This is a genomic window from Kitasatospora sp. NPDC085464, from assembly GCF_044541955.1.
Taxonomy (GTDB): Bacteria; Actinomycetota; Actinomycetes; order Streptomycetales; family Streptomycetaceae; genus Kitasatospora.
Genome location: NZ_JBITTM010000023.1, coordinates 57,429 through 75,698, shown reverse-complemented (window position 1 = coordinate 75,698; position 18,270 = coordinate 57,429). Strand labels below are relative to the sequence as shown.

Here is an 18,270-nt window from a genome sequence, read left to right as displayed (position 1 = left end):
GCGCCCACTCCTGCCGCGCGGCACAGGGCTGGCGCGGTGTCAGCGCTCCTGGGCGGAGCGCCCCGGGCGGTCGTACGGTGGCCCGGACGGGTCCGAGGACCCGGTCTCCTGGCCACGGCCGTCCGAAGTCTTGTGGGGTACGGCGGAGGGGTCGCCGCCGGTGGCGGGACCGGTCCGGCCGGTGCGGTTGGACCGCTCGGTCTCGATCAGCTCGTTGAGCCAGCGGACCTCGCGCTCCACCGACTCCAGTCCGTGCCGCTGGAGTTCGACGGTGTAGTCGTCGAACCGCTCGCGGGCACGGGCGAGCGAGTTGCGCATCCGCTCCAGGCGCTCCTCCAGCCGGCTGCGGCGCCCCTCCAGGACGCGCATCCGGACGGCCCGGTCGGTCTGGCCGAAGAACGCGAAGTGGACGCCGAAGTGCTCGTCCTCCCAGGCGTCCGGGCCGGAGTCGGCGAGCAGCTCCTCGAAGCGCTGCTTCCCCTCGGCGGAGAGCCGGTAGACGATCTTGGAGCGCTTGCCGTTGAGGGCGGTGGCCGGGACGTACTCGACGTCCGGGTTGTCCTCGACCAGGAAACCCTGGGCGACCAGGCTCTTCAGACAGGGGTAGAGCGTTCCGTAGGAGAGTGCCCGGAACGTGCCGAGCAGGATGTTGAGCCGCTTGCGCAGCTCGTAGCCGTGCATCGGAGCGTCGTGGAGCAGGCCGAGAACGGCGAACTCCAGCACTCCTGAGCGCCTGCCCACTGCCGTGGTCCTCCTCCCTCTCGGCCCTCGTCCGGCCGCTGCATCCGGCGGTATTCCGCTTCGATGTATCGGCTCGATATATCGAGAACAGTAAACCCGACCCCCGGAACGGGCAAGGGGGGCACGCGTGAATGTGATCACAAGCCGACGCGCAGGTGAGCTTGGCAACGGGCGTGTAATGATCTGTCGCCGTTTTGCGGTTATTGGCGACTGATGCCCGATTAGTTGTAATTCCGTGCTGCGTACGCTGTCGCGTGTGCACGAGGACCACCTCCGGGAGTCAGGGCGGTTTTGCGGGCATCGGACGTGAACCCTGCCTTCAGGCTGGAGACGCCTGGCGAGGAGTGGCTGGAAGATGAGCGAACGACGGCGAAGGACGCCCGACCCGGGCGGTGACGGGCAGCAGCCCCCGGGAGGCGGCGGCCGTCGGGGAGGGCCGACGCCCGACGAGTTGACCTCGGACGGGATCGGCCGCCGGCGTCCGTCGGGCGTCCGGGAGACGGCTCAGCAACCCCGGATGACCCGTGCGGAGATGCGCAAGGCGGGGCAGAAGAAGGGCAAGGGGAGCGGCAAGCAGGGCGCCGCCGCGGGTTCCGCCGCGGCCGCGGCGTCCGGCAAGAAGCGCTTCATCGACTACCCGCGGTTCGGCAAGACCGGCGTCCGGCGCTGGCTGCCGTCGTGGAAGCAGCTGCTGAGCGGCTTCCTGCTGGTCTTCGCGTGCTTCGTGGGCGTGGTGTTCTACCTGTACCAGACCACCCAGATCCCCGACATGAACAAGCTGGTGCAGGGCCAGAACACGATCTACTACTGGGCGGACAACACGGAGATGGCCCGCAAGGGCCAGACCAACCGTCAGATCGTCCCGCTCCAGGACATCAGCCCCAACCTGCAGAACGCCGTCATCGCCGCGGAGAACCAGGACTTCCGCAACGACCACGGCATCGACCCCAAGGGCATGCTCCGCGCCGTCTACAACATGGCGAAGGGGGGTGAGACCCAGGGCGCCTCGACCATCACCCAGCAGTACGTCAAGAACGCCTACCTGAGTCAGGAGCAGACCCTCAGCCGCAAGGTGAAGGAGTTCTTCATCACGCTGAAGGTCGACCAGAAGCAGAGCAAGGACGAGGTCCTCACCGGCTACCTGAACACCAGCTGGTTCGGCCGCGGCGCGAACGGCGCCCAGGCCGCCGCCCAGGCGTACTACGGGGTGAACGCCAAGGACCTCAACGCCTGCCAGAGCGCCATGCTGGCCGGTCTGCTGAAGGGCGCGGCGTACTACGACCCCACCAACCCGGCCAACAAGGAACGGGCCCAGGGGCGGTGGTCCTGGATCCTCGACAACATGGTGAAGACCAAGGCCCTCACTCCCGAGGAGCGGGCCAAGTGCACCACGTTCCCGGACCCGATCCCGCTGAAGCCCAGCTCCAACCTGAACGGTGAGATCAGCTACCTGGTCGACACCGCCAACAAGTACGTGATGAACACCGACAAGAACATCACGCAGCAGGTGCTGGACAAGGGCGGCCTGAAGATCTACACGACCTTCGAGAAGGACAAGGTCGACGCCCTGAAGAAGGCCGTCGACGACGTCAAGGCCGAGAACCTCGACCCGCAGAAGCGCCCGGACAACGACACCAACATCCAGTTCGGCTCCGCCAGCATCCGCCCCGGCGACGGTGCGATCGTCGCCCTCTACGGCGGCGACGGCGTGGAGAACGGGCACTTCGACAACAACGCCGACGCCACCGGCGTCCAGGTCGGCTCGACCTTCAAGCCGTTCGTGCTGGCCACCGCCATGCAGGTCGGCGTGCAGACCGCGAAGGGCGACGACGGCAAGCCGAAGCGGATCAACGCCGACAGCCGCTACCTGGCCGACGACATGTCCGAGATCCGCAAGCCGGACGGCTCGCTGGTGATCGGGGACGACGGCAAGACGTACCACCAGAAGAACGAGGACTCCAGCAAGCACGGCTACGTCTCGCTGCGGCAGGCCATGCAGTACTCGTACAACGTGCCCTTCGTCCAGCTCAACCAGGACGTCGGCGGCCAGAACGTGGCCGACATCGCGGTGCAGATGGGCATCCGGAAGGACAGCCTCGCCGACCCGAAGACCGCGACCTTCCCGCTCGGCACCTCCACCATCAGCCCGATCCGGATGGCCACCGCCTACGGCACCCTGGCGGCCAGCGGCAAGGAAGCCGAGCCGTACTCGGTCACCAAGGTCGAGTGGGACGGCGTGGCGCGCACGGGCTTCGCCAAGAAGGAGGCCAAGGTCGCGCTGGAGCCCGCGGTCGCCGACAACGTCACCGACGTGCTGGTGAACGTGGCGGCGAAGGGCACCGGCACCAAGACCCTCGCGCTGGGCCGCCCGGTGGCGGGCAAGACCGGTACCACCGACGAGAACAAGTCGGCCTGGTGGGTCGGCTACACCCCGCAGCTGGTGACCAGCGTCGCGATGTGGCGCGAGGACCCGGCCCAGCACCAGCGGCAGTCGCTCAACGGCACCGGCGGCAAGGCGTCGATCCACGGTGGTGACATCCCGACGGACGTCTTCACCCGGTACATGAAGGTCGCGCTGGCCAACGAGAAGAAGCTGGACTTCCCGAACCCGCAGCCGATCGGCTCCGAGGTCGACTCCTCCGGAGCGCCGTCCACGGCCACGGCCGTGTCGACGCCGACCACGGCGGACACCCCGTCGGCCACGGCGCAGACGCAGCAGCCGACGCAGCCGGCCCAGCCGCAGCCGCCGCAGCCCACCCCGACCTGCGTGCCGGGCGTGGACTGCCCCGGCGACCAGCCGAGCCCGACGAAGACCAAGCCCCCGCGCCCGACCAACACGTGTCTCCCGGTGATCGGCTGCCCGACGACGCCGGCGCCCACGGACACCACGACGCCGGGCGGCGGCGGCAAGCCGACCGGTGGCGGCAAGCCGACGTCGACCGCCACCGGCGGCCCGCCGGGAGTGGGGGGCTAGCAGCCCACGGCGAGCATCCGGAACGGCGGTGGCGGTCCTCCTCGGAGGGCCGCCACCGCCGTTTTCGTCACGGTTCGCGGACCCGCCGGCCCGCGGACCTCCGCAGACCGTTGCGGGGTCCTCCTCGTCCCGGCCGGGATGGTGCGGCAGGATGTTCGGCATGACGTCGAGCGATCGTGACGAAACCACCGGCCCGGTCGGGTCCGGCGGTCTCGCAGGGCCCACCCCGGAAGCCGTCGCCGCGGCCGCGCCGCCGGCCAACACCGTGGTCGTCCCGGCCGACGAGGACCCGGTGGCGGCGGCCGGCAGCGAGGTGATCGGCGGGCCGCCCGGACGCCGGGCGCTGCTCGGCGTCTCCTGGTGGATCCCGGCGCGCTTCCTGGCGCTCGCGGTGATCGTGGTCTCGGTGCTCGGCATGGTGCAGAAGCTGCCCTGCTACGAGCAGGCCTGGTTCCAGCCGGGCTCGCCGCAGTACATCCACGCCTGCTACAGCGACATCCCGCACCTGTTCTCCGGGCGCGGCTTCGCGGCCGGGCTGCACCCGTACGTGGACCGCATCCCGGGCTCCACGGGGGACCTGCAGTACCTGGAGTACCCGGTGCTGACCGGCCTGTTCATGCAGGTCGCGGCCTGGCTGACGCCCGGCGGGGGCGACCAGCAGAGCCAGGAGCAGTGGTTCTGGGCGATCAACGCCGGGCTGCTGATGGCCTGCGCGGTGGTCGCGGTCGTGGCGCTCACCCGCATCCACCGCCGCCGCCCCTGGGACGCGCTGCTGTTCGCGCTCGCGCCCACCCTGCTGCTCAACGGCACCGTCAACTGGGACCTGCTCGCGGTCGCGCTCGCCGCCGTGGCGATGGCCTGGTGGGCCGGCTCCCGGCCGGGCTGGGCCGGCGTGTTCATCGGCCTGGCCACCGCCGCCAAGCTCTACCCGCTGCTGCTGATCGGCCCGCTGCTGGTGCTCTGCTGGCGGGCCGGCAAGTGGCGCGAGTTCCGGGTGATGCTCGGCGGCGCGGTGGGCGCCTGGCTGCTGGTCAACCTGCCGATCATGCTCGCCAACTGGCAGGGCTGGTCGACGTTCTACGTGTTCAGCAAGCACCGCGGCGAGGACTACGGCTCGTTCTGGCTGATCCTGATGCAGGTCCGCGGCGTCGGCCTGGCCGACCTCGACCTCTACATCGGCGTGCTGATGGTGCTGGGCTGCCTGGCCATAGCGTGGCTCGGCCTCTCGGCCCCGCGCCGCCCGCGCCTCGCGCAGCTGGCCTTCCTGGTCGTCGCGCTGTTCGTGCTGGTCAACAAGGTGTACTCGCCGCAGTACGCGCTCTGGCTGCTGCCGCTCGCGGTGCTGGCCCGGCCGCGCTGGCGGGACTTCCTGATCTGGCAGGCCTGCGAGGTGCTCTACACCCTGGGCATCTGGTCCCACCTGGGCTTCGTCACCGGGCCCAAGCAGCACGGGATCGGCGAGGCCTGGTACCACTTCGCGATCGGGCTGCACCTGATCGGCACGCTCTACCTGGTCGGCCTGGTGGTCCGCGACGCCCTGCACCCGGAGCACGACCCGGTCCGCTGGGACGGCAGCGACGACCCCTCCGGCGGGGTGCTCGACCACGCGCCGGACGTGGTCGTGCTGGGCAGCGCCCGACGGCTGCGCGAGGAGGAGAGCTACGCCGCGTACGCGCCGGCCGGCCCCGAGCAGTGGCTGAGCGAGCCCGAACTGTCGGAGCCGGCCGAGAAGCCGTGACCCGTCGCGCGTGACGGGTCCGGAGGTCTAGCGGTCCACCACGCGGTCGAAGTGCGTGGTGGTGTGGCGGACCTGGAGACCGAGCTCCTCGCCGATCGCGGGGGGCTTGGTCTCGCCGTCCAGGAACAGCAGCGAGACCTGCATGTGCGGGGGCTCGGCGAACCAGAGCTGCTTGCCGGCCCAGTGGAACGGCGACTTGGTCTTGTTGACCGTCGCCAGGCCGGCCCGGGCGATGCCCTTGGCCCGCGAGGCCATGCTCGCCACGTACTTGGGCGCCTCCAGGCCGATGCCGTGCGCGGTGCCGCCCGCGACCACCAGGAGGTGGCCGTCGGCGGGCGCCGGGTGCTGGCGGTAGCCGTAGCGGTCGCCCTTCTTGACCGGGGTGACGTCCAGGACGGTGGCCCGGACCTCCAGCGCGGCGTGGTCGCCCAGCCAGAGCCGGGTGCCGATCCGGGCCCGGAAGACGGTCTCCGGGTAGCGCTGGGCCAGCTGCTCCATGCCGGCCGCGCCGAGGTGGCTGACGAACACGGTGTGCACCGGGATGCCGGCCACACGGGCGGTGTCCACCCAGTACGCGACCTCCTCGACCGGGTTGGAGCCGTCCGGCCGGTCCATCGGCAGGTGCAGCGCCAGGCCCTCGAAGGCGACGCCGCCCAGCTCGGCGGCGACGGTCTGCAGGTCGGCGGCGCTCACGCCGTGGCGGCGCATGGTGGTCATGCACTCCAGCACCACCCGGGTGCCGTGCAGCGTCCGCAGCGCGTCCACGCTCGCCACCGTGCGGATCACCCGGGCGTGCGGCAGCGGGAGGACCTCCTCGCCGACCCGGTACGGGGTGAGCACCAGCAGCTCGCCGCCGTACCACTCGGCGGCGTCGGCCGCCTCGTACGCGGTACCGACGGCGAGCACACCGGTGCCCAGCCGTGTCGCCTCCTCGGCCAGCCGGTGGTTGCCCAGGCCGTAGCCGTTCCCCTTGGCGACCGGCACCAGGCCGGGGAACTCGGCGAGGACGGAGCGCTGGTGGGTGCGCCAGCGTTCGGTGTCGAGGTAGAGCGACAGCGTCATCGGGTCAGCCTCCTCAGCGGCGGGACATGTAGAGGTCGAGGGCCTTGTGCAGCAGCTTGTTGAGCGGGAAGTCCCACTCGCCGAGGTACTCGGCCGCCTGGCCGCCGGTGCCGACCTTGAACTGGATCAGTCCGAACAGGTGGTCGTTCTCGTCCAGGGTGTCACTGATGCCGCGCAGGTCGTACACCCCGCCGCCGAGGGCGTAGGAGTCGCGCATCATCCGCCACTGGATGGCGTTGGACGGCTTGACCTCGCGCTTGTGGTTGGCCGAGGCGCCGTAGGAGTACCAGACGTGCTCGCCGACCACGAGCATCGTGGTGGCGGCCAGCGGCTCGCCCTCGTGGTACGCGATGTAGAGGCGCATGCGGTTCGGGTCCTCGGCGGTGAGGGCCTTCCACATCCGCTGGAAGTACGACAGCGGGCGCGGGGTGAACTTGTCGCGCTCGGCGGTGACCAGGTAGAGCTGGTGGAAGATCGGCAGCTCGTCGTAGCCGCCCTGGAACACCTCGACGCCGCTCTTCTCGGCCTTCTTGATGTTGCGGCGCCACAGCTGGTTGAAGTTCTTGTGGATGTCGTCCAGCGAGCGGTTGGCCAGCGGCACCTGGAAGACGTAGCGGGGCTGGACGTCGCCGAAGCCGGCGCCGCCGTCCTCGCCCTGCAGCCAGCCGGCCTTGCGCAGCCGGTCGGCCACCTCGAAGGCGCGCGGCTCGTACCAGTCGGCCTCGACGTCGCGCAGCCGCTTGGCCTGCTTGGCGGCGATGGCCTCCTTGATGGTGGGGGCGTTCCAGCGGCGGATGACCACCGGCGGGCCCATCTTCACCGAGAACGCGCCCTGCGACTTCAGGTGCGCCAGCATCGGCGAGAGCCAGCGGTCGAGGTCGCGGTCGAACCAGTCGATGACCGGGCCCTCGGGCAGGTAGGCGAGGTAGCGCTTGAGCTTCGGCAGCTGGCGGTAGAGGACCAGGCCGGCGCCGACGAGCTGGTCGGCGTCGTCGAACCAGCCGATCGACTCGGACCGCCACTCGGCCTTCACGTCACCCCACGACGGCACCTGCATGTGGCTGGCCGAGGCGCGGCTCCTGATGAAGGCGAGGTGCTCCTCGCGGGTGATCGTCCTCAGGCGCAGGCTCATTGCTCGGTGCTCCTCGTCGGTCGGGCTGCATTGGGCCCCGGGTTCTCGGGCTGACCTTATCGTCCGGGGCCCGGGCGCCCGTCGCTGCGGGCACGACGGCGCCCCCGTCGCGTACCTGTCTTCTTCCAGATACGCGGCGGGGGCGTCAGGGGTTCCGGCGGGGCCGGCCCGGAGGGCCCGGATCAGCCCCAGAGGCCGCCGCGGGCGATGCCGAGGTAGAAGCCGACCGCGGAGGCGCCGAGCGAGACCATCAGGACGAAGCGCTCGGCGGTGGTGACCGAGACGAACACGCCCCAGAACCCCGTGACGATCCCGGCCAGGCCGGTCCAGGACGTCAGCAGGTGCAGGTTGTAGAAGAACGAGGTGGTGAAGGCGATCACGCCGAAGACGGCGGTCAGTGCCACCAGGGTGTTCTCGCGGGGGTGCGGGTGGCCGTCGGTGTTCAGCGTGAGCGCGGGCATGTGGTGGACGGACTGGGCCATGAGTCCCACCTCCAGGCGTGGAGACGAACGGGCAGGAATCCCGTTCCGTCCAGACTGCGGTGGTTGCGCCGGTCTCACAACCCCTGTGCGTTTTGTTCGGCCGTACGGGTGCGGGTAGGCTGTGCCGTCTGCACTGGTGTAGTTGTGCCCCCCTGCGCCCTCTTCCGGGCGACACCCCTCCGGGGTGTGCGGGGCCGACTGTCGGACCCGCCCGCTACGGTGGGCCGGAGTCGTCACCGCACCGGTGCCGACGCTACGCACAACCCTCCTGCCACGGAGAGACCGTGGCCGCTGAGTCCAAAGGAGGTGGGTTACCCATGCGTCACTACGAGGTGATGGTCATCCTCGACCCGTCGGTCGAGGAGCGCGCTGTCTCCCCCCTGATCGAGAACTTCCTCACCGTCGTCCGCAACGCGGGCGGCAAGGTGGAGAAGGTCGACACCTGGGGTCGTCGCCGTCTGGCTTACGAGATCAACAAGCAGTCCGAGGGCATCTACTCGGTCATCGACCTCAAGGCCACGCCTGAGGTCGTCAAGGAGCTCGACCGCCAGATGGGCCTGAGCGAGTCGGTTCTGCGGACCAAGGTCCTGCGCCCGGACACCCACTGAGCCACCTCTGAGGCCTTCGGGTCTCGGGTAGCTCGCGTCCGCTGTTTCACGTGAAACAGCGGTGAACGGACATCTTCCCGAGAGGTCATCACCACCATGGCAGGCGAGACCGTCATCACCCTCGTCGGCAATCTCGTCGACGACCCCGAGCTGCGCTTCACCCCGTCGGGTGCGGCGGTCGCGAAGTTCCGCATCGCGTCCACCCCCCGCACCTTCGACCGTCAGACGAACGAGTGGAAGGACGGCGAGAGCCTCTTCCTCACGTGCAACGTCTGGCGGCAGCCGGCGGAGAACGTGGCCGAGTCGCTGCAGCGCGGCATGCGCGTCATCGTGCAGGGCCGACTGCGCCAGCGGTCTTACGAGACCAAGGAAGGCGAGAAGCGGACGGTCTTCGAGGTCGAGGTCGACGAGGTCGGCCCGAGCCTGCGCTCGGCGACCGCCAAGGTCACCCGGGCCAACCGGTCCGGCGGTCCCGGTGGCGGCTTCGGCGGCCAGCAGGGCGGCGGCCAGGGCGGTGGCAACTGGGGCGGCGGTGGCGGCCAGCAGGGCGGCGGCTGGGGTGGAAACTCCGGCGGCCAGTCCGGCCCCTCCGACGACCCGTGGGCTTCCAGCGCCCCGTCCGGTGGCAACCAGGGCGGCGGCTGGGGTGCCCCGTCCGGTGGTGGTGGTGGCGGCGGCTACTCGGAAGAGCCCCCGTTCTAAGAGCTGACAGATTTCGTGCGGCCCGGCCGCCGGCGTCCCCGGACGCCCGCCGGGCCGTGAACCCCAAATGGAGCACACAATGGCGAAGCCGCCTGCTCGCAAGCCGAAGAAGAAGGTTTGCGTCTTCTGCAAGGACAAGGTCAACTACGTTGACTACAAGGACACGAACCTGCTGCGGAAGTACATCTCCGACCGCGGCAAGATCCGTGCCCGCCGGGTCACCGGCAACTGCACCCAGCACCAGCGTGACGTCGCCACGGCCGTGAAGAACAGCCGTGAGATGGCGCTGCTGCCCTACACCAGCACCGCGCGCTAAGAGAGGGTGACCGAGTAATGAAGATCATCCTCACGCACGAGGTGCCGGGTCTCGGCTCCGCCGGCGAGGTCGTCGAGGTCAAGGACGGCTACGCCCGCAACTACCTGGTCCCGCGCGGCTACGCCATCCGCTGGACCAAGGGTGGTCAGAAGGACGTCGACGCCATCCGTCGCGCCCGCAAGATCCACGAGATCCAGACCCTTGAGGCCGCCAACGAGGTCAAGGGTCAGCTGGAGGGCGTCCAGGTCAAGCTGGCCGTCCGTTCGGGTGACGCCGGCCGTCTGTTCGGCTCGGTGACCCAGGCCGACGTCGTCGAGGCCATCAAGGCCGCCGGCGGCCCGGCTGTGGACAAGCGCGCCGTCGCGATCGCCTCGCCGATCAAGACCGTGGGCACCCACAAGGTCTCGGTCAAGCTGCACTCCGACGTCCAGGCCAACCTGGACATCGCGGTCGTCGCTGCCTGAGTTCCGTAGCAGTGGCTTGAGGGCCGGACTCCTTCGGGAGTCCGGCCCTCGGTCGTTCCCGGGGACGGGTGCCGCCGCCGCTGCGGGGGCGGGGTGCCGCTCCGGGGTGCGGGCCCGCTATCCGCGGACGGCTCCGGTGACCAGCCACTCGCCGCCGCGGGCGCGCCAGACCAGGAAGCCCGCGCGGACCAGCATGAACAGGTTCATCGCCCACCAGAGCCCGGCCAGCCCGGCGCCGGTGGCGGGGACGGCGACGGCCGCCGGGGCGAACACCGCGAGCGTCGCGAGCGCCGCCCGGGCCAGGTACGGACCGTCCCCGGCGCCCATCAGCACCCCGTCCAGCACGAAGACCAGGCCGGAGACCGGCTGGCTGAGCGCGAGCAGCAGCAGGGCGGTGTCCAGCTGCGCCTGCACGGCCGGATCGGGCGTGAACAGCGGGACGTAGAGCGGGCGGGCGGCCACCACCAGCAGGCCGAGTACCACGCCGGAGCCGATGCCCCACTCGACCATCCGCCGGGTCGCGGCCCTGGCACCCGGGACGTCCGAGCCGCCGAGGTAGCGGCCGATGATGGCCTGGCCGGCGATCGCGATGGCGTCGAGCGCGAAGGCCAGGAAGCTGAACAGCGTCATGGTGATCTGGTGCGCGGCCACCTGGTCGTCGCCCAGCCGGGCGGCCACCGCGGTGGCGATCATCAGCACCGCGCGCAGGCTGATCGTCCGGACCAGCAGCGGGCCGCCCGCCCTCGCGCAGGCCCGGATGCCCGTCGCGTCCGGCCGCAGCGAGGCCCGCTCGCGCCGTGCGCCGCGGACCACCACGACCAGGTAGACGGCGGCCATCCCGGTCTGTGCGAGCACGGTGCCCCAGGCCGAGCCGGCCACCCCCAGCCCGGCGCCGTAGACCAGGCCGGCGTTCAGGCCGATGTTGGCGGTGAAGCCCGCGACGGCCACCAGCAGCGGCGTACGGGTGTCCTGCAGGCCGCGCAGCACGCCGGTGGCGGCCAGCACCATGAGCATCGCCGGGATGCCCAGGGAGCTGATCCGCAGGTACGTCACCGCGTAGGGCGCCGCGGTCGGCGAGGCGCCCAGCACGTCGGCGACCCAGGGGGCCACCAGCAGGGTCAGCAGCACCACCGGTACGGCCAGCCCCAGGGCGAGCCAGATGCCGTCGACGCCCTGCTGCACGGCGCCCCGGCGGTCCCCGGCGCCGATCCGGCGGGCGACCGCCGCGGTGGTGGCGTAGGCGAGGAAGACGAACACGCCGGTCGCGGTGGTGAGCGCGGCGGAGGCCACGCCGACCCCGGCCAGCTGGGCGGTGCCGAGGTGGCCGACGATCGCCGAGTCGGCCATCAGGAAGAGCGGCTCGGCGACCAGTGCGCCGAAGGCCGGGACGGCCAGGGAGAGGATCTCCCGGTCGTGGCGGCGTCTGGAGGGCGTGGCGGTCATGGCGTCCAGGCTACTCATCCACAGGTAACGACTGCCAGGGGTATTCGGTCATTACTCGAAATCCTGACCGGGGCCGTTCGACCACTCTGTGCCCACAGCCATTCGGAGGTGTGTGAAGAATTTCTCATGCACAGGCCCGGGAAGAGGTAATCCCAGGTCAGCAAGTTGACGGTGGATCGATGGTCCGGTTATCCACAGGGACGTCCACAGGGGTGTCCACAGCTTTGCGGCAGTTCTCCACAGGTCGGGGCCGCTCATCCACACCCCCTGTGGATAACCGCCTTGGCGCAAGGGCGTCCGGCGCTTTAGCGTGGGCCCTCCGCCCGACACTCGCACCGCCCCGGCGTCCGATTTGTCGGAGCCGTGGCGTACAAAGAGGAGCGGATCCGCTTCACCCAGCCACCGGCAAGCCCGCTCCAACTCGCACCACTCGCTGATCGGGGAACACGCGTGACCGGCCCCCAGTACGACGACCACGACGCCCCGCCGCCGGAGGAGGACTGGCAGACCGCCGAGGACCCCTTCCCGGCCGGTGCCTTCGACGACGCGCCCTTCCCGGACGGCCCCGGCGACCGCCTCCCGGTCTCCCGCGGCCGCGGCGGCCAGGGCGGCGGCCGCGACGGCTTCCAGAAGGACGGCTTCCAGAAGGGCGGCTTCCAGGGGGGCAAGGGCGGCCGGAACGGCTCCTCGCGCGAGGGCGGCCAGCGGGACGGCGGCTGGCAGCGCCGGGGCGAGGGCGACGGCGAGGGCGGGGTGGACGGCTTCGAGCGCGTCCCCCCGCAGGACCTCGCCGCCGAGCAGTCCGTCCTCGGCGGCATGCTGCTCTCCAAGGACGCCATCGCCGACGTGGTCGAGGTGCTCAAGCCCGCCGACTACTACCGGCCCGCGCACGAGATGATCCACGGCGCGATCCTCGACCTCTACGCCCGCGGCGAGCCGGCCGACCCGATCACCGTGGCCGGCGAGCTGACCAAGCGGGGCGAGCTGCAGCGGGTCGGCGGCGCCTCGTACCTGCACACCCTGGTCAACTCCGTCCCGACGGCGGCCAACGCCGAGTACTACGCCCAGATCGTCGCCGAGCGCGGGGTGCTGCGCCGGCTGGTCGAGGCCGGCACCCGGATCGCGGGCATGGGCTACGCGGCCGAGGGCGACGTGGACGAGATCGTCAACTCCGCCCAGGCGGAGATCTACGCCGTCACCGAGCAGCGCACCAACGAGGACTACGCGCCGCTGGCCGACATCATGGAGGGCGCCCTCGACGAGATCGAGGCGATCGGCTCCCGCAACGGCCAGATGTCCGGCGTGCCGACCGGCTTCGCCGACTTCGACGCGCTCACCAACGGCCTGCACCCCGGCCAGATGATCGTCATCGCGGCCCGCCCCGCCATGGGTAAGTCCACCCTGGCGCTGGACTTCGCGCGTGCCTGCTCGATCCACAACAAGCTGCCGAGCGTGATCTTCTCGCTCGAAATGGGGCGCAACGAGATCGCCATGCGCCTGCTCTCCGCCGAGGCCCGGGTCGCGCTGCACCACATGCGCTCCGGGAACATGACGGACGACGACTGGACGCGGGTCGCCCGCCGGATGCCCGACGTCAGCGAGGCCCCGCTGTTCATCGACGACTCGCCGAACCTGTCGATGATGGAGATCCGCGCCAAGTGCCGCCGGCTCAAGCAGCGCAACGACATCAAGCTGATCGTCATCGACTACCTCCAGCTGATGCAGTCCGGCGGCTCCCGCCGGGCCGAGAACCGCCAGCAGGAGGTCTCGGACATGTCCCGTAACCTCAAGCTGCTGGCCAAGGAGCTGGAAGTCCCCGTCATCGCGCTCTCCCAGCTGAACCGTGGCCCCGAGCAGCGCACCGACAAGCGGCCGATGGTCTCCGACCTGCGTGAATCGGGCTCGATCGAGCAGGACGCCGACATGGTCATCCTGCTGCACCGCGAGGACGCCTACGAGAAGGAGTCCCCGCGCGCGGGCGAGGCCGACCTGATCGTCGCCAAGCACCGTAACGGTCCGACCGCGACCATCACGGTGGCCTTCCAGGGCCACTACTCGCGCTTCGTCGACATGACCCGGGACTGACCGGGGGCGCCCCCGGGACTGATCCGGAACCGGGCTGACCAGGGGCCGGCCGGGGGCTGGCCCCGGCCGGGGTGCGATCCCCCGGATGGGCTAGTGTCCGGCGGATGGGCTAGTGTCCGGCGGATGACGATCAAGGGGCCGCCGGCCCGACGGGGGCTGCGGCCGGTCGGGCGGCGCGAGCGCGCCGCCGCACCTGGGAGCCGGCTCGGGTGGCTGGACGCGCTGCGCGGGATCGCCGCGCTGGCCGTGACGGCCCATCACTTCGACATCCTGAAGCTGGTCCCGCACGGCGGCACCGTCGCGGCCCACTTCGACCTCGGCTTCTACGGGGTCATGGCGTTCTTCGTCGTCAGCGGGTACATCATCCCGGCCTCCCTGGAGCGGCGCGGTGACGTCCGGGCCTTCTGGATCGGCCGGATCTTCCGGATCTACCCGGCGCTGATCGTCACCGTGCTCTTCGCCGAGCTGGTGCTGCCGCACGCGTACCAGGTCCTCACCTTCGACGGCTACGGGCACGACCTGCTCTGGCTGGGGGGCAACGGCCTGATGCTGACGGACGTGCTGGGCGTGGTGAACGGGCTCGGCATCATGTGGACCCTGACGTACGAGATGCTCTTCTACTTCTTCGTCAGCAGCCTCTTCACGTTCGGCCTGCACCGGCGCAGCGCACCGATCGCGGTCGGGGCGGCGGCGATCGCCCTCGCGCTGGGCGTCCTGATCCCGTCCTACGGCCTGCAGACCAGCCTCGACGCGATCAGGAACCTCGTGGTCGCCGCCGTGGTCATCGTGGCCACGGGCGTGTTCTGCATGCTCAGCGGCCGTGCTTCCCTGGCCCGGACCGGCGGTCTGCTGCTGGGCGGGCTCGGCCTGCTGCTGGTGTTCACCAACGGCCGGACGCCGGCCTACGAGACCTTCACCATCTTCGCGACGATGTTCGCGGGCACGGTGGTCTACCGCGCGCAGCACGGGCAGGTCGAGCGGATCGAGGCCTGGCTGACGGTCGGTTTCGTGGTGGTGGCGGGCGCCCTCGTGGGCCCGATGTACAACCGGGGCGCGATGGCGGACGCGACCTCGACCTTCAGCTGGTCGGCGTGGACCTTCGCCTACCTGGCGGCGTGGGCGTCGTTCGGCGTGTTCTTCCTGCTGCGCAACCGGCGGTTGGCCCGCCCGCTGGTCCGGCTGGGGGCGGTGAGCTACTCGGTCTACCTGCTGCACTGGCCGGTCAAGAGGTTCCTGCTGTGGCGGCTCGGCTGGGACGGCACCCGCTACCCGGAGAAGCTGGCCGCGATGCCGTTCGTGGAACGGTGGTCGTGGGTGCTGGGGTACTTCGCGGTGCTGCTGGCGGTCTGCTGGGCGGTGTACCGGCTGGTGGAGCTGCCGTTCCAGAACCTGGGCCGCAGGCTGACCACCGCGGCGAACCGGCGGTGGCCGCCGCAGCTGCCGGAGGGGCCGGGGAAGCCGGGCGACTGAGCGGGGCCGGGCAGCGGGAGGGTTCCCGCTGCCCGGCCCCGGTCGGTGGCGCGTCGGCGTCCGCCGGTCAGATGGTCACCGTGGCGCGGAAGACGGTGCCGGCCGCGCTGGAGAGGCGGGTCGGGGTGCCGGTCGCGGGGAGGAAGGCGGAGCCGCCGCGGGCGAGCTCCAGGACGGTGCCGTCGGCGCCGGTGAGCCGGACACCGCCCTCGGTGCAGAGCAGGATCTGCGGGGTGCGGCCGTCGATCGTGCGCTCGACGCCGTCCAGCGTGAACCGGGAGAGCCGGAACTCGTCGATCGGGACGGGGTAGAGCTCCTCGCCCGGGGTGTCCCCGACCGGGACGGGGGCCACCACCTCGGGGGCGCCGCTCTCGAAGACCACGACCTTCAGCAGCTCCGGCACGTCGATGTGCTTCGGGGTGAGGCCGGCCCGCAGCACGTTGTCGGAGTTGGCCTGCAACTCGACGCAGACGCCGGACAGGTAGGCGTGCGGCACCCCGGCGCCCAGGTAGAGCGCCTCGCCGGCCCGCAGCCGGACGTGGTTGAGCAGCATGCCGGCGATCAGGCCGCGGTCGTCCGGGAAGTCCTTGGCGATCCGGGCGTACGGGGCGTAGTACCAGTCCGGGTCCCCGGTGTCGTACTCCGCCAGCGTCTCGGCGGTCTCCCGGACGGTCTTCGCGGCCGTCTCGTCGTCCATGGTGAGGATGGCGGCCAGGGTGCCGCGCAGCGCCTCGGCCTCGTCCTCGACGCCCAGCAGGTCGATCAGCGGCTCCAGGCCGTTCACCGAGAGCCGGGCCATCAGCTCGGCCGCCTCGGCGGGCCGGCGGAAGCCGCACAGGCCCTCGAAGTCGCCCAGTGCGCAGACCATTTCGGGCTTGTGGTTGGCGTCGCGGTAGCTGCGCTCGGGGGCGTCCGGCGGAATGCCGAGGGCGTTCTCGGCGGCGAAGCCGGCGCGGGCCTGGTCGAGCGTGGGGTGCGCCTGGATCGACAGCGGGGTGCCTGCGGCGAGGACCTTGAAGAGGAACGGCAGGGTCGGGCCGAACCTGGCGACGCTCGCGGCGCCCAGTTCGCCCTCGGGATCGGCCGCGATCAGCTCGTCCAGCCGGCGCGGGCCGTCCCCGCGGTCGGCGCGGGACGGGTCTCCGGGGTGGGCGCCCATCCACAGCTCGGCCTGCGGCTCGCCGGTCGGCTGCTGCCCGAGCAGTTCGGGCAGGGCCGTGAGCGACCCCCAGGCGTACGGGCGGACGGTGTTGACGAGCCTGTCCATGCGCGCGGTCCTACTCCTTCACGGTCTGTGCGGGCGTGCCGGATCGCCGGGGGCGAGCCCGGCGGTGCGGGCGGTCCGGGCACGGGCAAGGGCATCGACCCTAGCCGAACGGTGTCACCCACGGGGAAACGGTGGGCGTCCGGTGGGAGTGCCATGGGCGGACCGGTGGTTCCCGGGCGCGGTAGTAGGATGCCAGCACGCAGTAGTCTCCGCCCTGCGCGCAGTTCTCCACCGTGACCACCCCGTCGGAGGGCAGCCGGTGGAGCCGCGTTCCAGCGTGCGGGCGACGGTGCTGTGAGATTCCCCGCCATCGGCCGAGAGGTTTGTACGTGACCGTGAACCAGCAGAGTTTTGCTGATCTCGGCAGGGTCCTGGTGATCATCCCGACCTACAACGAGGCGGAGAACGTCGAGCGGATCGTCGGCCGGGTCCGCGCCGCGGTGCCCGAGGCGCACGTGCTGGTCGCCGACGACAACAGCCCCGACGGCACCGGCGAGCTGGCCGACAAGCTGTCCGCCGAGGACCCCAACGTGCACGTCATGCACCGCAAGGGCAAGGAGGGCCTGGGCGCCGCCTACCTGGCCGGTTTCCGCTGGGGCATCGACAACGGCTACGACGTCCTGGTCGAGATGGACGCGGACGGCTCGCACCAGCCCGAGGAGCTGGACCGGCTGCTGGGCGCGCTGCGCGGCGCCGACCTGGTGCTGGGCTCCCGCTGGGTGCCGGGCGGCCGGGTGGTGAACTGGCCGAAGTCGCGGCTGCTGCTCTCGCGCGGCGGCTCGACCTACTCCCGGCTGATGCTGGGCGTGCCGATCAAGGACGTCACCGGCGGCTACCGGGCCTTCCGCAAGGAGACCCTGCTGGGCCTGGGCATGGACGAGGTCGCCTCGGCCGGGTACTGCTTCCAGGTCGACCTGGCCTGGCGCACGGTGAAGGCCGGGTTCAAGGTCGCCGAGGTGCCGATCACCTTCGTCGAGCGCGAGCTGGGCGCGTCCAAGATGAGCCGCAACATCGTGGTCGAGGCGCTGTGGCGGGTGACCTCCTGGGGTCTCTCCGACCGGCTGGCCCGGCTGCGCGGCGCCCGGAAGCGCTGAACGACCGGCGCGGGAAGCGCCGATGACAACGGATCCACGTGTGTGAGGGGCCCGTCCGCTGGTGACAGCGGGCGGGCCCTTCCGCATGTCCGAGCCCTTCCGCATGTCCGGGCCCTTCCGCATGTCCGGGCGCGGGCGAGTGCGCGGGCGCATGCGAGCGCGAGGGCAGGGCGCGGCGCGCGGTGGCGCCGGCGGGCCCTCCGGGGTCAGCAGCCGCCGTTCTTGAGCGCGCTCTCCGGCAGGTAGCGGTCGGCCCAGACGGCCAGTTCGTTCAGCGCGGGCTTGAGCGCGATGCCGCCCTCGGTGAGCCGGTAGCTGACCCGCAGCGGCGGGCCGGGGTCCACCTCGCGGACCACCAGCCCGGCTTCGGCCAGCTCCGTCAGCCGGTCGGAGAGCATCCGCTCGCTGATGCCCGGGACGGCGCGGCGCAGCTCGGAGAAGTAGGCCTGGCCGCTGTTGTTGAGCACGCCCAGGAGCATGCCGGTCCAGCGCTTGCCGAGCAGGGTGAACACCCGGCCGAGGGCCAGGTCGACGTTCTGGCAGGCGCCCCGGGCGGCGGCGTCGCACGCGTCGAGGGCGGTCGGGGCTCCGTCGGTCACTACCTCGTGCTGGGCCATGGATCCAGGGTACTCGACCGGCACTAGTGACTGCAGAAAAGTAAGCTGCTACCGTACTTACAGCTACAGCGAAAT

16 protein-coding genes are annotated in these 18,270 nt (G+C 71.0%); 9 read left to right on the top strand and 7 right to left on the bottom strand.

What is annotated here, in order from left to right; genetic code table 11:
• Positions 1–39 precede the first annotated feature (39 nt).
• The gene (locus ACIGG8_RS21390) at positions 40–741 is read right to left on the bottom strand and encodes a PadR family transcriptional regulator (protein WP_350525926.1); all 702 of its coding nucleotides are present in this window, start codon (positions 739–741) and stop codon (positions 40–42) included.
• Between the two features lie 517 nt (positions 742–1,258).
• On the opposite strand from ACIGG8_RS21390, the gene ACIGG8_RS21385 reads away from it, so the two are divergent.
• Together ACIGG8_RS21385 and ACIGG8_RS21380 are read left to right on the top strand one after the other, a co-directional pair.
• On the top strand, positions 1,259–3,715 hold the full coding sequence (locus ACIGG8_RS21385; protein WP_396549839.1) for a transglycosylase domain-containing protein: 2,457 nt from the start codon (positions 1,259–1,261) through the stop codon (positions 3,713–3,715).
• A 160-nt stretch (positions 3,716–3,875) separates the two neighbouring features.
• Positions 3,876–5,453: a glycosyltransferase family 87 protein gene (locus ACIGG8_RS21380; protein ID WP_396549837.1), complete on the top strand. Its 1,578-nt coding sequence runs from the start codon at positions 3,876–3,878 to the stop codon at positions 5,451–5,453.
• Positions 5,454–5,480: 27 nt separating this feature from the next.
• On the opposite strand, the gene ACIGG8_RS21375 is transcribed toward ACIGG8_RS21380, so the two are convergent.
• The 3 genes from ACIGG8_RS21375 to ACIGG8_RS21365 form a co-directional block, all read right to left on the bottom strand.
• Positions 5,481–6,515, bottom strand: coding sequence for an alanine racemase (locus ACIGG8_RS21375; protein ID WP_396549835.1), 1,035 nt, complete (start codon positions 6,513–6,515; stop codon positions 5,481–5,483).
• A gap of 13 nt (positions 6,516–6,528) precedes the next feature.
• Positions 6,529–7,647, bottom strand: a complete 1,119-nt coding sequence (locus ACIGG8_RS21370) for a lipid II:glycine glycyltransferase FemX (RefSeq protein ID WP_396549833.1) — start codon at positions 7,645–7,647, stop codon at positions 6,529–6,531.
• Positions 7,648–7,829: 182 nt separating this feature from the next.
• The gene (locus tag ACIGG8_RS21365; RefSeq protein WP_350525931.1) at positions 7,830–8,129 is read right to left on the bottom strand and encodes a hypothetical protein; all 300 of its coding nucleotides are present in this window, start codon (positions 8,127–8,129) and stop codon (positions 7,830–7,832) included.
• Between the two features lie 317 nt (positions 8,130–8,446).
• On the opposite strand from ACIGG8_RS21365, the gene rpsF reads away from it, so the two are divergent.
• The 4 genes from rpsF (at position 8,447) to rplI (ending at position 10,219) form a co-directional block, all read left to right on the top strand.
• Positions 8,447–8,737, top strand: coding sequence for a 30S ribosomal protein S6 (gene rpsF / locus ACIGG8_RS21360; protein ID WP_063348486.1), 291 nt, complete (start codon positions 8,447–8,449; stop codon positions 8,735–8,737).
• A gap of 96 nt (positions 8,738–8,833) precedes the next feature.
• Positions 8,834–9,439 (top strand): single-stranded DNA-binding protein, encoded by a 606-nt coding sequence (locus ACIGG8_RS21355; RefSeq protein WP_396549830.1) that lies wholly within the window; start codon positions 8,834–8,836, stop codon positions 9,437–9,439.
• A 79-nt stretch (positions 9,440–9,518) separates the two neighbouring features.
• The gene (gene rpsR, locus ACIGG8_RS21350) at positions 9,519–9,755 is read left to right on the top strand and encodes a 30S ribosomal protein S18 (RefSeq protein ID WP_030059640.1); all 237 of its coding nucleotides are present in this window, start codon (positions 9,519–9,521) and stop codon (positions 9,753–9,755) included.
• Between the two features lie 17 nt (positions 9,756–9,772).
• Positions 9,773–10,219, top strand: coding sequence for a 50S ribosomal protein L9 (rplI, locus tag ACIGG8_RS21345; RefSeq protein ID WP_350525933.1), 447 nt, complete (start codon positions 9,773–9,775; stop codon positions 10,217–10,219).
• 117 nt (positions 10,220–10,336) lie between these two features.
• Here rplI and ACIGG8_RS21340 read toward each other — a convergent pair whose 3' ends face one another.
• On the bottom strand, positions 10,337–11,662 hold the full coding sequence (locus ACIGG8_RS21340; RefSeq protein WP_350525934.1) for an MATE family efflux transporter: 1,326 nt from the start codon (positions 11,660–11,662) through the stop codon (positions 10,337–10,339).
• 450 nt (positions 11,663–12,112) lie between these two features.
• Between ACIGG8_RS21340 and dnaB the strand changes: the two genes are divergently transcribed.
• Both dnaB and ACIGG8_RS21330 read left to right on the top strand, forming a co-directional pair.
• Positions 12,113–13,747 carry a replicative DNA helicase gene (dnaB, locus tag ACIGG8_RS21335; protein WP_396549828.1) on the top strand — a complete coding sequence of 545 codons (1,635 nt, stop codon included), beginning with the start codon at positions 12,113–12,115 and terminating at the stop codon, positions 13,745–13,747.
• 123 nt (positions 13,748–13,870) lie between these two features.
• On the top strand, positions 13,871–15,217 hold the full coding sequence (locus ACIGG8_RS21330) for an acyltransferase family protein (RefSeq protein WP_396549827.1): 1,347 nt from the start codon (positions 13,871–13,873) through the stop codon (positions 15,215–15,217).
• A 67-nt stretch (positions 15,218–15,284) separates the two neighbouring features.
• On the opposite strand, the gene manA is transcribed toward ACIGG8_RS21330, so the two are convergent.
• Positions 15,285–16,484: a mannose-6-phosphate isomerase, class I gene (gene manA, locus ACIGG8_RS21325; protein ID WP_396549825.1), complete on the bottom strand. Its 1,200-nt coding sequence runs from the start codon at positions 16,482–16,484 to the stop codon at positions 15,285–15,287.
• Positions 16,485–16,813: 329 nt separating this feature from the next.
• Between manA and ACIGG8_RS21320 the strand changes: the two genes are divergently transcribed.
• Positions 16,814–17,578, top strand: a complete 765-nt coding sequence (locus ACIGG8_RS21320; RefSeq protein ID WP_350525938.1) for a polyprenol monophosphomannose synthase — start codon at positions 16,814–16,816, stop codon at positions 17,576–17,578.
• Between the two features lie 206 nt (positions 17,579–17,784).
• Here ACIGG8_RS21320 and ACIGG8_RS21315 read toward each other — a convergent pair whose 3' ends face one another.
• Positions 17,785–18,195, bottom strand: coding sequence for a winged helix-turn-helix transcriptional regulator (locus ACIGG8_RS21315; RefSeq protein ID WP_396549823.1), 411 nt, complete (start codon positions 18,193–18,195; stop codon positions 17,785–17,787).
• Positions 18,196–18,270 lie beyond the last annotated feature (75 nt).